Raw genomic sequence first — 13,086 nt, 5'->3', positions numbered from 1 at the left:
ATTCCGGCGCATATTGAGAACCGCTATAGGATTTTTTCAGGGAGGACTTTCAAGCGTAGAATCGCTGCCTTCAGGAAAAATAATCCTGCGTTCGGGTATGACGTTCCCGTCTATTTTGAAATTTTTAGATATACTTATTCACATGGTGTGGTTAAAAAGTATAAGAAGCAAAATAATGGTTTTCGCCATCATAGCCACGCTTATTCCATCATTGGGACTGGGATTGCTGTCGTTTCGGCAGAATGAGGCGCAGATCAGCGATAACGTCACTCGTGAACTTCGTACGCTGACAAGTGACGCCAGTCGCGAAATAGAACTCTGGATTGATAAACGTGCCCACGAGGTGCGCGTATCGTCCACGTCCAATGCGGTCATCGACGGATTATCGGCGATTGCCCGGCCGCAAGCGAATATCCGGGCAAATACGGTCACCAAGAATCCGCAAGCCCTGGCGCACTATCTGCGTTCAGTCCAGGAAAAGCTCGACACGTTCCGGGAACTAACCGTAGTGAACGCCGACGGGCAGGTCGTAGCCAGCAGTGCGGCAGCGGCCGCCGCCGTAACGCTTCCAGACGAGTGGCCGCCAAACTCTCTTACGGAGGGTCTCGTGATCACACCTCCTCATTGGGACGAACAATACACCACCACCACACTCAGCATCGCGGTTCCAGTACTATCATACGACAATCTCATAATGGGTGCATTGGTTGCCGTGCTTGACCTGCGTACGCTACAGCCTCATCTGAAAAGTGCCAAGAAATCGCCGCCGGGCGAAGTACTCCTGCTGGATCGGGACGGAAGAATTCTTGTCAGCAGCCAGATTGATGCGGAGAAGCTGAAGCAACTGGATGCATCGGTACTGCGACGCTTGCAGTCACAACCCGGCGAGTCCCTGGTCTTCCAGGGAATGACGCATCGGGAGGTTATCGGACTCGCCGACGTATCCGAAAATCTGCCAGTCACCATCGTGGCGGAACGTGATCGCGGCGAGGTATACAGCGCCTGGGTAGAACTGCGCGATATGTTTCTGGCGCTTGTGAGTGCGCTGGTCATTGTAGTGGCGGCAGTGGCCTTTCAGATGGGCCGTTCGATTGTCGGGCCGCTGCAACGTCTGATTGGCGCGGCGGACAGGATCGCCGGCGGCGATCTTGAGGTGCGGCTGACTGCAACACGCAATGACGAGCTGGGGCATCTCACACAGGTATTCAATCAGATGGCGGACAAGTTGCGCCATAGTCACGCCGAGATTATGGCCACCAATCAAGCCATGCAGCAGCAGAATCAGGTGCTGGAAACACTCTCCATCACCGATAGTCTTACCGGCTTGTACAACCGCAGCAAACTTGACGCGATCCTCAGCGATGAACTTGCGCGTTTCAAACGTACCCAGCGAGAATTTACGTTGTTGATGATGGATATCGATTACTTTAAAACGCTCAACGACACTTATGGCCACATTACTGGTGATGAGATCCTGACAGCGGTAGCCCGAATACTCGTTCAGTCGATCCGCAGTATTGATTATGCGGCACGTTATGGTGGCGATGAATTCATTATTATTCTGGTGGAAACGTCAACGGACCAGGCGCTGAAAACGGCGGAGCGCGTTCGCTCCCAGGTGGAAAACATGCGTTACAGCACCAATGACTCGATAATCGCAGTAACGGTGAGTATCGGCGTCGTGCAGTGCCAGTCCGGCGATATGACACCCACAGCGGTATTCGCTCGCGCCGATAGCGCACTCTATGGGGCAAAGCATGCCGGCCGTAATCGAGCTTTCTGCGTCTCCTAGCGGTCTATCGTACTTAAAGAATCGAAGCAAAAAAGTAACGGGGCGAGGACAAATTTTGACGATTCTGAAGGCCAATAGCTGTTTCATTGGCTGAAAAACGCGGCGAAATATGGACCGGCCAGATAACTTTTGCAGCCGATTTCCTTTAAGTTCGGCAGACACTACTGGTGCCTCAGAAATATTGCTTGTTTAAGAATATACCCGCGAACTATTCTCGATTTGACGCCTGCGCAGGAAACCGCATAGAGTCACGACTGGATTATTCCCATTCCGCATTATTCGTCGTTGTTGTGAACAATACTACTTGCCCACTTGTGCTTCCACCAATGTATTCAGTACCCATCCTGACTGCCCATCGGCTGTCTGAATTCGCAGCCAGTCACCTTGATATGCCTCCGCTGTCATCAGGGAATCTTTCTTCGCTACACTCAACACCGCTGCGCTGAGCGCCGGGTTCTGGCGCAGATTGCTGTTGGTCGCGGCACGCAACGGGATGGGTACCTCGAACGGCGTTGTCACACGGCGCGAATCCGACGTCTTGAAAGCACGATTGTTCTTTATCATGTCGATCAATCCGCGAGCGTACGCAGCGTACTCCATGGCCGCGACATGATTGTCTTCCGCGTAGGACGCGGCGGCAGCGCTCAAGAGACGCTGTGCCTGGCTTTGCACCACCTGCTCGGACTCTGTAAATGGAGATGACTTCAAGTTCTCCATGGCAACTTCAGCCTCCGCAATTGTCGAAGCGGCGGCGGGCCGTGTGGCCAACCGCCGAAGCTTCACCTGGGCGTGGACAGCCTGACTGCTTGTCTCCTGTAAAGTCTTAGCCTGATCCTGCTGCCGGGCTTGTTGAACGCGGATCTGCGCCTCTTTCTCCACCAGTATCTTTTGCAGGCGTTCGATTTCCTGCTGCTGCGCCTCTTTTTCCGCTTCCTTTTCCACTAGCAGCTTCTGCATGCGTTCAATTTCTTGCTGTTCCTTCATATTGGACTCTGGAGAGACGGCCGGAAGCTCGGGTGACTGAGATTTCAGAAGGAGGCTGCATCCCATCATGTTTAAACCCAGCAGCACCAGGGCTATCCAGCATAACATCTGTCCCGCTCGAACCTGTGGCAGCCTGTATGGCTTATCCATCTGTATCGAAAATCCTTTCACTTCCCTATCTCCCGGTTCCAATACTTAAAATACACGATGTATTATCGCGCAGTTCTCATTTCGCAGCTCAGCTTTATGTGATAGGCATCAGTACGCTGATAGACTACTTACAATAACGGTCCAATATGCCTGGACTTTACCTTAACCACCCGTTTTTAAGCGGTATTTTTTACCGCCATCACGCGGCTTGCCGCAAGTTTTGCGCGAGCCCTCGCCTCAACCGTATCGATACCATTTGCGAGCGCCACGCCCATGCGGCGATTGACGAACGATTCCGGCTTACCGAATAGACGCAAGTCACTTTGCGGTACACGCAACGCTTCATCTACGCCACTAAACGCGATAGCCTTCTGATCCAGCTGCCCGTAAATCACGGCACTCGCACCCGGCGCGCGCAAATCGGTATTCACTGGAAGACCAAGTATGGCGCGGGTATGAAGCTCGAATTCGTTCTGAAACTGACTACACATCGTTACCATGCCGGTATCATGCGGGCGCGGGCTGACCTCACTGAACCAGACATCGTCACCCTTAACAAATAGTTCCACGCCAAAAATACCCAAGCCTCCGAGGTTATCGGTGATCTTTTCGGCAATGTAACGCGCACGTTGCAGCGCAAGTAGTGACATTGTCTGCGGTTGCCAGCTTTCCACGTAATCGCCGTGAATCTGAATATGACCAATCGGCTCACAAAAATGCGTCTCCACGTCACCATTCGCATTCATCGCACGTACGGTAAGCTGTGTTATTTCGTAATCGAAATCGATGAAACCCTCGACAATTACCCGTCCCTGATCCACTCTGCTGCCGCTGGCAGCAGAGTTCCACGCGGTCTCTACTTCTCCTGTACGATCAATTTTCGATTGACCCTTGCCGGAAGAAGACATCACCGGTTTCACTATGCAAGGATAGCCGATGCTATTTTTAATCGCCGTACGCAATTCTTTCAGGCTGCTGGCAAAGGCATACGATGACGCTGGCAAGCCCAGCGTTTCAACTGCAAGACGGCGGATTCCCTCACGGTGCATGGTGAGTTGCGCGGCGCGTGCTGTCGGAATGACACGTGCTATGCCCATTCGTTCGATTTCTACCAGCATGCCGGTGTCGATCGCCTCGATTTCGGGTACGATAAGTTGCGGCTGCTCCTGTTCTATCAGTTTACGCAATGCGGCGCCATCCGCCATATTGACTACATGCGCGCGGTGCGCCACCTGATGACCGGGCGCATTCGCATAGCGATCAACGGCGATGGTTTCTATGCCAAGGCGTTGCAATGCGATAATGACCTCCTTGCCGAGCTCACCACTACCCAACAACATCACCTTTGTGGCGGCGGGACTCAGCGGGGTCCCGATAATAAGCGGTTTAGTCATGATTCACCTATTTGAACATTTTCGTTATGAAGGATAGAACATAAAGATACCCCCATCGCCATTCTCATGGCATAGGGGTATCTTAAGGGCATCGTCAACAATTGGGTTGAACAATTGACGCGCGTAGCATTTTCAGCTTGCTGGAAACTGGTATGGAAGTAAGCTGCGATTGCTGGCAAAATACGGGCTGTTAAAAAACATCAGTGTTCATAACCACCCCCACATTTCGGGAAGAGTTGCTGCGTGGGTAATCCGCTTACGCCCATACCGCTTGTGAGATCTCCTTATGATAATAACAAGACAGGCCCGCCATTGAGCAACGGGTTTGAGACAATCCGCCGTACAAAAAACTTTTTTAATAATAATTGATATCTTCTATGAATCTCATTATCCAAGGCTTTGAGATAGCTAACCATGATTTAAGAGAATTGGCAAAGCTTGCTGGCGCTAACCAGATCGAGCGCATCACCGGCGAAGCATTCCGGCTAAAAAATGCGAGCCAGCGGGAGCACATCGCTGAATACTGTGCTGGCGCCGAACTGGACTTCGCTTTCGTTGAGCAAACGGTGCCTCTCGGGGATTTTGGCCTGGTGGCGATGGATATGGACTCCACGTTGCTTGCGATCGAGTCCATCGACGAAGTAGCCGATATGCATGGTGTGAAGCCACAAGTATCCGAAATTACCCTGAGAACCATGCGGGGCGAAATCGTCTTTGCCGAGAGCTTGAGACAACGCACCGCATTGCTGCAAGGACTGGACCAGGATGCGTTGCAACGAGTTTACGACGAGCGTGTGCGATTAAGTCCCGGCGCGGAAAAGATGCTGCAACACATGAAGTCGGCGGGTCTCAAAACGATGGTCATTTCCGGGGGATTCACATTTTTTACCGATAGAATAAAAACAAAATTGGGGTTCGATTATACGGCCGCCAATACACTTGAAATTGTGAACGGAAAGCTTACTGGCAAGGTACTGGGTGAAATTATTGGCTCGCAAGGAAAAGCCGACGTGCTCAAACACGTGCGCGAGGAACTGGGATTGAAGCGGGAGCAAGTGATCGCTATCGGTGATGGCGCCAACGATCTTAGGATGCTGGAGGAAGCTGGCGTCAGTATCGCTTATCATGCCAAGCCCATCGTGCAGGAAAAGGCGACTTATGCGATCAATCATGTTGGCCTCGACGGGGTGGTTAATTTGTTTGGTTAATCTTTATCGCCACGGTCGCGGCGCGGTCCTTATGCGTTTCAAATTTATGCTCAGAAGGTCCCGCTACTTCGATCCCCGTAATAGCAACAATGAAACCCCCTGAATAGAGCCCTCGGGTTTGCCAGCAGAGCTTTATTCGAAGGCCTTTTAATAGCTAAACGCAGCTTCAACAAGATAGGTGCGCTGCGGATAGGGATGGAAAACAAACGCCTTATCGTTATTCAGGTTGGTAATACCAAACGAAACCCGGCTTTTCAAACCATTCTGTAATTTAAACCGATAGCTGGTTTTGAAATCCATGAAGAAAAAATCACTTTGGGCTCCAAACACATTGTTTACAAAATCCTTGTTATCGAGATCGTTAAACGAGTCACTGGTATAACGGCCGGAAAATGAGATATCCCAAGCCTCCGTTGCGTTGTAGGTGGTAAAGAAATTCGCCCGCCAGTGGGGTAAACGGATGCGTTGTTTACCCGTAAGATTAAAACTGTCCGGCCCTAGTTGACCGGCTGGCGGCGGCGTATGATTCGGTGCGGTGAAATTTACAAGAGGACCCTCGTCTACCTTCGCATTCATCCAGGTGCCATTGAACATGAAATCAAATTTAGAGTTCAGGATGCGCCGTTGATCGAAGATAAGTTCCACACCCGTAGTGCTGGTCTTATCGATATTCTGGAATGAGGCCTGTGTCTGTATGCCCGAGGCCGTTAGCACTTGCTGAATAGCATCCTTGATATCATCACGAAAAACATTCACGCGGACATACCCCTTGGGCAACCCGTATTCAATCATGAAGTTGTGGTGGACTCCATTTTCGGGTTTGAGCAGTGCGTTGGCGGTAAGAACCTGAGTTGGGGTACTCAGGGACTGATAAAGTTCAGCAATCACCGGGAACCGATGCGCCCTTCCGAACGAGTAACGTAGCTTCCACGGTCCGGGTTCATAACCCAGCGAAACTTTGGGCGAAAGCGCGGATTCGGTACGATCGGGCACCACCGTACTTCCTACAACCCCTTTGCTTGCCGCCCACCATTCCTGGCGCGCCCCCACTGTCACATCCCAGCCCGGCGAAAAACGATAGGCGGATTGAGCGAACATCGCATGGGTCGAGGTTTGACCATCGTTGTTCCTGTTCGCTTGCAAGGGACCACGCGTCAGTGTCGCGTAGTCCGTCAACGAGTACTGCCGGAAACTTAAATTGTATTGATCATAATGATATCCGCTCAGAAACGACAATTTCTGATTGCCAAGCACTGCGGGAGTACTCAGCTTGAGGTCATAATTCAGCCAACTGAATTTCTTGAAATCCTGAATCTGGCCTGTGGGATTCCCATTGGGATCGCTCGGATTATAGAAAGCGGTGGCGCGGGTATCCTTGAGAACGTCAAAATTGCTGATTGTTGTATCGATATGCCAATTTTCGGTCAGTGCGCCGCGAAGCTGCAGGCCGAGGTTCAACGTCTCACGTTTATCCGAGCTGAACCCAAACCCCCTGTTTAGCACATCGAAAGATGTGCCATCCAGAGCGGCATTAGGCAGGATCAGGGGTTGAGACCCGTTCTGAGGTCCGCCAAAGAATGTTTGCCCGGAAGTATTCTGCAAATAATTACGCGGATGATTCTGGTTGCGTGTGCGATCCTCGTAGGCGACTGTAAAAATAGCCTGAAGTTCGGAAGTAATGTCATAACCCAATTTGCCTTTGAACAGTTGAGTATTCACCTTCTCCGGACCTGTATCACCATAGATGATACTCGGTGTGCCACGCGTGTCAGGTGTACGAATACCGCCAGTAACGTCCGTGAGCGGGGGAATAGGCGTCCCGGAAGGAGGCTGAGGCGCAGTAAAAGCGGGGGTCTGGCCCAATCCGGTGTTGTCAATAAAATAGGATTGCGGGTGACTCTGGGCTTCCAGGCGATTGTAGGCCAGGAATACCGACAGTTTGTCTTGAAACCGGTTGCCATAGGACACGTATTGCCGGTCGCCTATAAACGTTCCTTTATCCGGCCCATAGAGCTTGTATGGTTGAATAAAGAGGCTGGTCTCGACATAGAATTCCTGTTTGCGTGGCATGCGCGTTCTTATATTTACCACGCCACCGATCGAATTACCGCTGTATTCCGCTGAGAAAGGACCATACACGATATCAACGGCGTCAATTTCATTAGGACCTACCATTGACCAGCGTGGTGCGCCATTAAAAGTAGCCTGTAAAAAGTTGTGTATTGGCAAACCATCGGCATAAACCATATTGCGCGCTGTTGAGAACATATCCGCACCACGGATACCCAGTACACCGTTTGGATCGCCGACATAACGCTGGCGTATCTGTAAACTGGGTTGGTACTTGAGCACTTCTTCCGTTGTTTGCGCGTTCTGACGCTCGATCTGCGTTCGTGTGACGCGGGTGGAAGGCGAGGTGTAATGCGAATCACGTTCGACCTCGCCTGTCACTACCATCTCCTTGAATACCGTTTCCTTCTGGTTGTCCGGCGCCGGCTTATCCTTGTCTTTTTCGTTGACTTTATCCTTACCCTTAATCTTCTCTTCGTCCTTGTCAGGTGCTTCGCTTACCGTCTCTTTTTCGGCAGCACCAGGAAGCGGAGCCGCACTCTGCGCGACCTGGCTCAAGTTTTGCGCCAGCGGGGTCGTTTTATTCGGCTGCACGATTAGCCCATTGATTCCGCCAGTCGACTGAAATATTTCAGCGGACGGTCTGCTTTCACGGGAACCCCTTACGGTATTTTGCGACAGCGTATTTTTTAGTTGCTCCGAATCTTCGGCCCAGACGGAAGAGACGCAAAGCACACTCGCCAAGGCGATAAAGATAGGTTTCATATTGATTTTTTCCTCGCCTGTTTTCTTATAACAACCAGCTTATGGCCGCTGTTTCTATTACGCATTTCAAATATTACTTTATCAACTTTTCAGTTTTTCCCCGACAACGGGGCAATTTATGGCATCGGATCAGGCTGTATCCCCAGATTTGCCCGTAGGAAGGCACCGTCGGCCTTGCGGGACAAGATATTTTGATAGAGGCGATGACACGAATAATTGCTTACCTTCGCCAGGGTTTGACGAAGCAGGCTCCGGTAAATCGCCGTTCGTTCCCGCAGGGGTTACCGCAAAATTGGTTGCCTAGGGCTACGACGTCTACCGCCCCTTGCAATGCGTCTTATGATCATCCGCCAGTTTTGTCAGCAACGCGTTTCGCGGAGGATTTATCCGAAGACTTCCCGGCCGTGAGGCGCTCAAACGGTAGCACACGCAAACCCTCCATTGCTGTATTCCACACTAACAGTACCTTTTTTCCGTCAATCAACGGGATGGGATAATCCGTCGCTCCGGCGGATTCCATCAAACGCTGAGGTGCACTCCAGGACAGACCGCTATCATTCGAATACATCATTTGCGCGGAATAAGAGCTTCCGTCAAATTCGCGCCAGGTGAGGAGAACCGTTTTACCTTCCGCAGCTACCGATGCATGATTTGCCTGAGCTGCGGGATCGCCGATAGGCATTGGCTGCGACTCCCAATCGGCACCGAGACGTTTGTAAAATAGTCCCTGACGGGCTGCGCCATTGGTAAACCAGACCAGATGCAACTGGCCTTGGCGATCAGCCGCAATGCCGCCCCCATTATGGGGACAGGCATCAATCTTCCACTCGTCATCCGTGGCGCGCCGCTTTCCGCCTTTATCCAGATTTGCAATGGCGAAATCACGTGTGTTTACACCGAAAATGTTTCGCCAAAAGGCTACCGGGCCTTCCTGCGTCCAGGTGAGTGCAATCCGGCAACACTCGCAAGTATGCGTTTGGAATTTTCGGTTTGCGCCGAAATTAACGCCGTTATCATTGGATTGCGCGGTATAAACCGACACTCCGGAAAACTCCCCGCCTTGCTCCCTTGCCGCATCCCGATCACGTGCGTCAAGCCATGCCACCACGACCCTGCCATCGCCATCGATAGCCAGTGAATCAAAACGATGACTGGTAATGCGACTGTCATCATTCAGCGTGGCGGGTTTCGAAAAAGTCCGGCCTGAATCTGCCGAACGTGCGAAACGAACATTGCCTGAATATTTCTGTGGCAACGACTGTATCCAGGTCAGAAGCACGGTACCGTCGCGTGCAATGGCGATCTTGGGACGATTCTCTCCGTCAGCCGATATATTTTCAGGCTCAGGTGTCACGACAACAGGATTGGAAAAACTTTTTCCCTCATCATCCGACCGGGAAACCAGCAGCCGTTGATTCTCCACTTTCGCCAACCATAACCGACCGCTTTCATCCAATGTTACCCCCACTCCCAGCGTCGTCTTGGGAGGCCGGGGTTTCGCATACGCCTGATCTTCCAAGGCCGGATCCGGGTGACCCGCATGTACGGCGGCTGAAGTGCTCAGCAAGAGCATGACTGCAATATGATAAATCCGTTGCCGCCGCATAATTTCCTCCCATGACTGTACCGGGCTGTGAGAATAATCCATTTCAGGAAGTATGAGAATGCGACAAATTGTCGCATTCGCCACGCGACATATACACCTGAGCCAATTGACGCGGTTATTGATTTTTATTGGCCATTGTGAGTAGACAACAATAAAAAACTATCCGGGGTCGACCTGTTTCTAGTGCGGGCTCAACGTTTCCTTCCCTCTCCACGTTGTTAAAAACCCTTTTGAGATTGGCGTTTTTTTTAGCGTTATGCTCGTGCATCATTCGTTCTTGCCGCATTTGCGAAATGAGCCACCTGCAATAAATGGCTCACTGGCTACGAGCGCCGGTACAGCGAGCACAAATTGGGTAACGACATGTTCGCGTCCGGATGCCAAGCAACTGCACGAATGATTTTAATGATGATAGCTTTTCTGCGAACTATTGCTATCCCTTGAAAGGAGAATTACATAATGATCCGTAGTTCGAAAAGTATGAATGCGGCGGTATTCGCGCGGGTAAGTTTCGTATTCCTGGCTCTTTTGAACTTGAGTGATTCACACGCCAATAGCTTGACAAACTTGTTCAAAGAAAGCGGTTTGGAAGTGGGTGGCTGGATCAATGGCGGTGCGACCTATAATGCGAATAATCCTTCGGATGGCTTCAATGGCACCGTTACTTTCGCGGACCGGGCCAATCGGTTTCAGTTAAACCAGTTCAATATATTTTTACAGCGCCCAGTGGTATCCCAAGGTAAGGAATGGGATATTGGAGGCCGTTTTGATTTTCTTTTTGGGACGGACGCCATCTACGCCCAGGCTTTCGGCATTTCCGCCTTCGATGAAAATACAGGTGAGCCTTCCGATCGGGGGAACTGGGATCTCAATTTGTGCTGCAAATCCACCCGCACTTACGGTATCGCACTACCGCAAGCCTATCTGGAGACGTATATGCCGATCGGTAATGGCCTCAATATCAAGGTGGGCCATTTTTATACGCCACTTGGTTACGAGACCGTTCCGGCGCCTGACAATTTCTTCTATACACGTGCCTATATCCTGAATAGCGGGGAACCGTTCACCCATACCGGCTTGCTGGGTAACTATACCGTGAATGATAATTGGTCAGTGCTAGGCGGTGCTACCACGGGCAGCGCAACCGGAGGCTGGGATGGCGGCTTTGATAAACAACTGGATAACTGGGGCGGATTAGGTGCCATCTTGTGGAGCAGCGACGATAAAAGAACCTCGGCTACCGTCGGCGGAACCTATGGCCAGTCAGCGACCAATGACCCCTGGATCATGTATAGCGTTGTTCTACAGCATCGGATCACGCCCAGAACCCACATGGTCGTGCACCACACTCATGGCTGGGCGGGGAGTATTAATCTGCCGGGAGGCATCAAGAATGCCGAATGGTATAGCGTTAATACGCACTTAACATATGACCTTTTCCATGACCTTTCCATCGGCATTCGTGCTGAGCGGTTCAACGATAGAGATGGCTGGCGTGTCTTTTCGCCCTATCGGATACTATCCGCGACCAATAATAAGGGCGTTAGCTATGCCGGCAACATCCCTTTTATCAGTGCGCCTGCAGACTATTACGCAGTTACCCTGGGCATGAACTGGAAGCCGGCGAGGCGGCTGAAAATGAACTGGAAGCCAATAGAGAAACTGAATATCCGGCCAAATATCCGCTATGACAGGGCGGATGGCATTGAGGTGGCGTTTCGGCCGTTTGACGGCAGGAAGGATCAGTTCCTGTTTTCGCTGGATGCGACGATCCCTTTCTGATTCAGATCAACGAAAGCGGCAACAGTTTGGCAAACATCGCCCGGATGTCAGGAACGCTAGAACCCACCTATACCATCAGACGTTTGAGAGTCATACGCAACATGATTGGTGTGGAGCATGGAAGCTATCTGCCGATGCATAGCAGCGGCCTGCAGGGTTGCCTTGACTGTCTTTTCGTAATTGCGAATTAACGCGTGCGTATGCGATTGAAGATCTTGCGCCCGCCTGCCATAAATGTAGCTTTTATCCTCATAGTGCTCCAGCAGCTCCTTTTTTTCCGCTACCTTTGCCTGCATCTGCGCTGCCGCATCTTCATAATATCTTGCCAGCCTCTCATGATCGCTTTGGGTGGTGGCATTCTGGGCCGCTGTACGGATCTCAGGTGTGTCAAGAGGTTCGGCCGCCATCGCGATAGGGCTTAGCAAGGCCAGCAGAGCCGCAATCGATAAGGCAAGAATATTGGTTAGCTTTGTTTTCATGACAGCAGTGAAGCAAGTCGGAATAGAGTAGTTTCATCCTAACTCCCCCAGTGTCATGGGTACATTGGGGAAACCCTGGTTTTATACTAAGGAAAACCATTATTGTTAAAAATGACCATAATGCGCCAAGGGATTAATTTCCGCCTTGCAAGCCGGAACATTCGGCATGGTAATTAGGGCCTGTTAACACTTATTTCGCACCCGCGTTGCTACACAAAAAACGCGGATGCCGTGTTGCAAAGCTTGGCCATAGCCTGCGCTTTCGCGCCTTGCCTCCGCATTCTTTGTGTAGCGACCCGAAGGGACGGGGGAGGATTACATACCAAGAATGCTTGCACCCTATCCCCTCATTTCGAGTTTATACCGTTGCCAGGCCGCTTCTTTCTTAAGTACAGTGTTAACCACTCGCATGACGCCGGCGATATTAACGGGCTTATTGTGGTACTCAATGCGTCCGGTCAGGGTAATATCCGGATGCAGCTTGCCGCTCTGGTAGAGCGACCATATTTCCCTGCCATAGTCAGTCGTGAGCAATTCGGGAGCAAAGCGGCCAAAGTAGGCGGCCAGATTATCCATGTCGCGTACCAGCATACCGCAGGCGTTGTTGTTGGCCGCCGCGTCAATGGCCTGAGGCAGGTCGATAATGACAAGTCCGTCGCTGCCGGCAAGCACATTGTATTCAGACAAATCGCCGTGAACGATGCCGGCGCAAAGCATACGCACCACCTGCCTGATAAGGGTGAGGTGGTGCGCACGCGCCCGTTCCGCCGTGAGCGCCAGATCATTGAGCCGGGGGGCGGCCTCGCCATTGGCGCCGGTCACCAGTTCCATCAGCAGCACGCCTTCGAAGAAATTA

At 51.5% G+C, this 13,086-nt stretch carries 9 protein-coding genes; 3 read left to right on the top strand and 6 right to left on the bottom strand.

Annotated features, from left to right (window positions below; translation table 11 throughout):
• The first annotated feature begins 175 nt into the window (after positions 1-175).
• Positions 176-1,792, top strand: a complete 1,617-nt coding sequence (locus BLO43_RS04945; RefSeq protein ID WP_090906307.1) for a sensor domain-containing diguanylate cyclase — start codon at positions 176-178, stop codon at positions 1,790-1,792.
• A 300-nt stretch (positions 1,793-2,092) separates the two neighbouring features.
• Here BLO43_RS04945 and BLO43_RS04940 read toward each other — a convergent pair whose 3' ends face one another.
• Positions 2,093-2,926 (bottom strand): SH3 domain-containing protein, encoded by an 834-nt coding sequence (locus tag BLO43_RS04940; RefSeq protein WP_254773337.1) that lies wholly within the window; start codon positions 2,924-2,926, stop codon positions 2,093-2,095.
• A 176-nt stretch (positions 2,927-3,102) separates the two neighbouring features.
• Positions 3,103-4,320 carry a formate-dependent phosphoribosylglycinamide formyltransferase gene (gene purT, locus BLO43_RS04935; protein ID WP_090906113.1) on the bottom strand — a complete coding sequence of 406 codons (1,218 nt, stop codon included), beginning with the start codon at positions 4,318-4,320 and terminating at the stop codon, positions 3,103-3,105.
• Between the two features lie 377 nt (positions 4,321-4,697).
• Here purT and serB point away from each other — a divergent pair, with 377 nt between their 5' ends.
• On the top strand, positions 4,698-5,528 hold the full coding sequence (serB, locus tag BLO43_RS04930; RefSeq protein WP_090906112.1) for a phosphoserine phosphatase SerB: 831 nt from the start codon (positions 4,698-4,700) through the stop codon (positions 5,526-5,528).
• 147 nt (positions 5,529-5,675) lie between these two features.
• Here the strand turns inward: serB and BLO43_RS04925 are convergent, their stop codons facing one another.
• On the bottom strand, positions 5,676-8,363 hold the full coding sequence (locus BLO43_RS04925; RefSeq protein ID WP_090906111.1) for a TonB-dependent receptor: 2,688 nt from the start codon (positions 8,361-8,363) through the stop codon (positions 5,676-5,678).
• A gap of 343 nt (positions 8,364-8,706) precedes the next feature.
• Positions 8,707-9,969: a sialidase family protein gene (locus BLO43_RS04920; protein ID WP_090906110.1), complete on the bottom strand. Its 1,263-nt coding sequence runs from the start codon at positions 9,967-9,969 to the stop codon at positions 8,707-8,709.
• A 459-nt stretch (positions 9,970-10,428) separates the two neighbouring features.
• Between BLO43_RS04920 and BLO43_RS04915 the strand changes: the two genes are divergently transcribed.
• The gene (locus tag BLO43_RS04915) at positions 10,429-11,751 is read left to right on the top strand and encodes a porin (protein WP_090906109.1); all 1,323 of its coding nucleotides are present in this window, start codon (positions 10,429-10,431) and stop codon (positions 11,749-11,751) included.
• A gap of 56 nt (positions 11,752-11,807) precedes the next feature.
• Here the strand turns inward: BLO43_RS04915 and BLO43_RS04910 are convergent, their stop codons facing one another.
• Positions 11,808-12,230 (bottom strand): hypothetical protein, encoded by a 423-nt coding sequence (locus tag BLO43_RS04910; protein ID WP_090906108.1) that lies wholly within the window; start codon positions 12,228-12,230, stop codon positions 11,808-11,810.
• Between the two features lie 339 nt (positions 12,231-12,569).
• Positions 12,570-13,086, bottom strand: a 517-nt coding sequence (locus BLO43_RS04905) for an RIO1 family regulatory kinase/ATPase domain-containing protein (RefSeq protein ID WP_302847673.1), incomplete at its 5' end; no start/stop codon positions are given.

Source organism: Nitrosospira sp. Nsp13, assembly GCF_900101945.1.
Lineage (GTDB): Bacteria > Pseudomonadota > Gammaproteobacteria > Burkholderiales > Nitrosomonadaceae > Nitrosospira > Nitrosospira multiformis_D.
The sequence above is the reverse complement of the archived record's forward strand: the minus strand, read 5'-3'. Positions and strand labels throughout refer to the sequence as shown.

Coding starts and splice junctions, on each gene's coding strand:
- BLO43_RS04945 (WP_090906307.1), top strand. CDS start 176: ATGGTTTTCGCCATCATAGCCACGCTTATTCCATCATTGGGACTGGGA.
- BLO43_RS04940 (WP_254773337.1), bottom strand. CDS start 2,926: ATGGATAAGCCATACAGGCTGCCACAGGTTCGAGCGGGACAGATGTTA.
- purT (WP_090906113.1), bottom strand. CDS start 4,320: ATGACTAAACCGCTTATTATCGGGACCCCGCTGAGTCCCGCCGCCACA.
- serB (WP_090906112.1), top strand. CDS start 4,698: ATGAATCTCATTATCCAAGGCTTTGAGATAGCTAACCATGATTTAAGA.
- BLO43_RS04925 (WP_090906111.1), bottom strand. CDS start 8,363: ATGAAACCTATCTTTATCGCCTTGGCGAGTGTGCTTTGCGTCTCTTCC.
- BLO43_RS04920 (WP_090906110.1), bottom strand. CDS start 9,969: ATGCGGCGGCAACGGATTTATCATATTGCAGTCATGCTCTTGCTGAGC.
- BLO43_RS04915 (WP_090906109.1), top strand. CDS start 10,429: ATGATCCGTAGTTCGAAAAGTATGAATGCGGCGGTATTCGCGCGGGTA.
- BLO43_RS04910 (WP_090906108.1), bottom strand. CDS start 12,230: ATGAAAACAAAGCTAACCAATATTCTTGCCTTATCGATTGCGGCTCTG.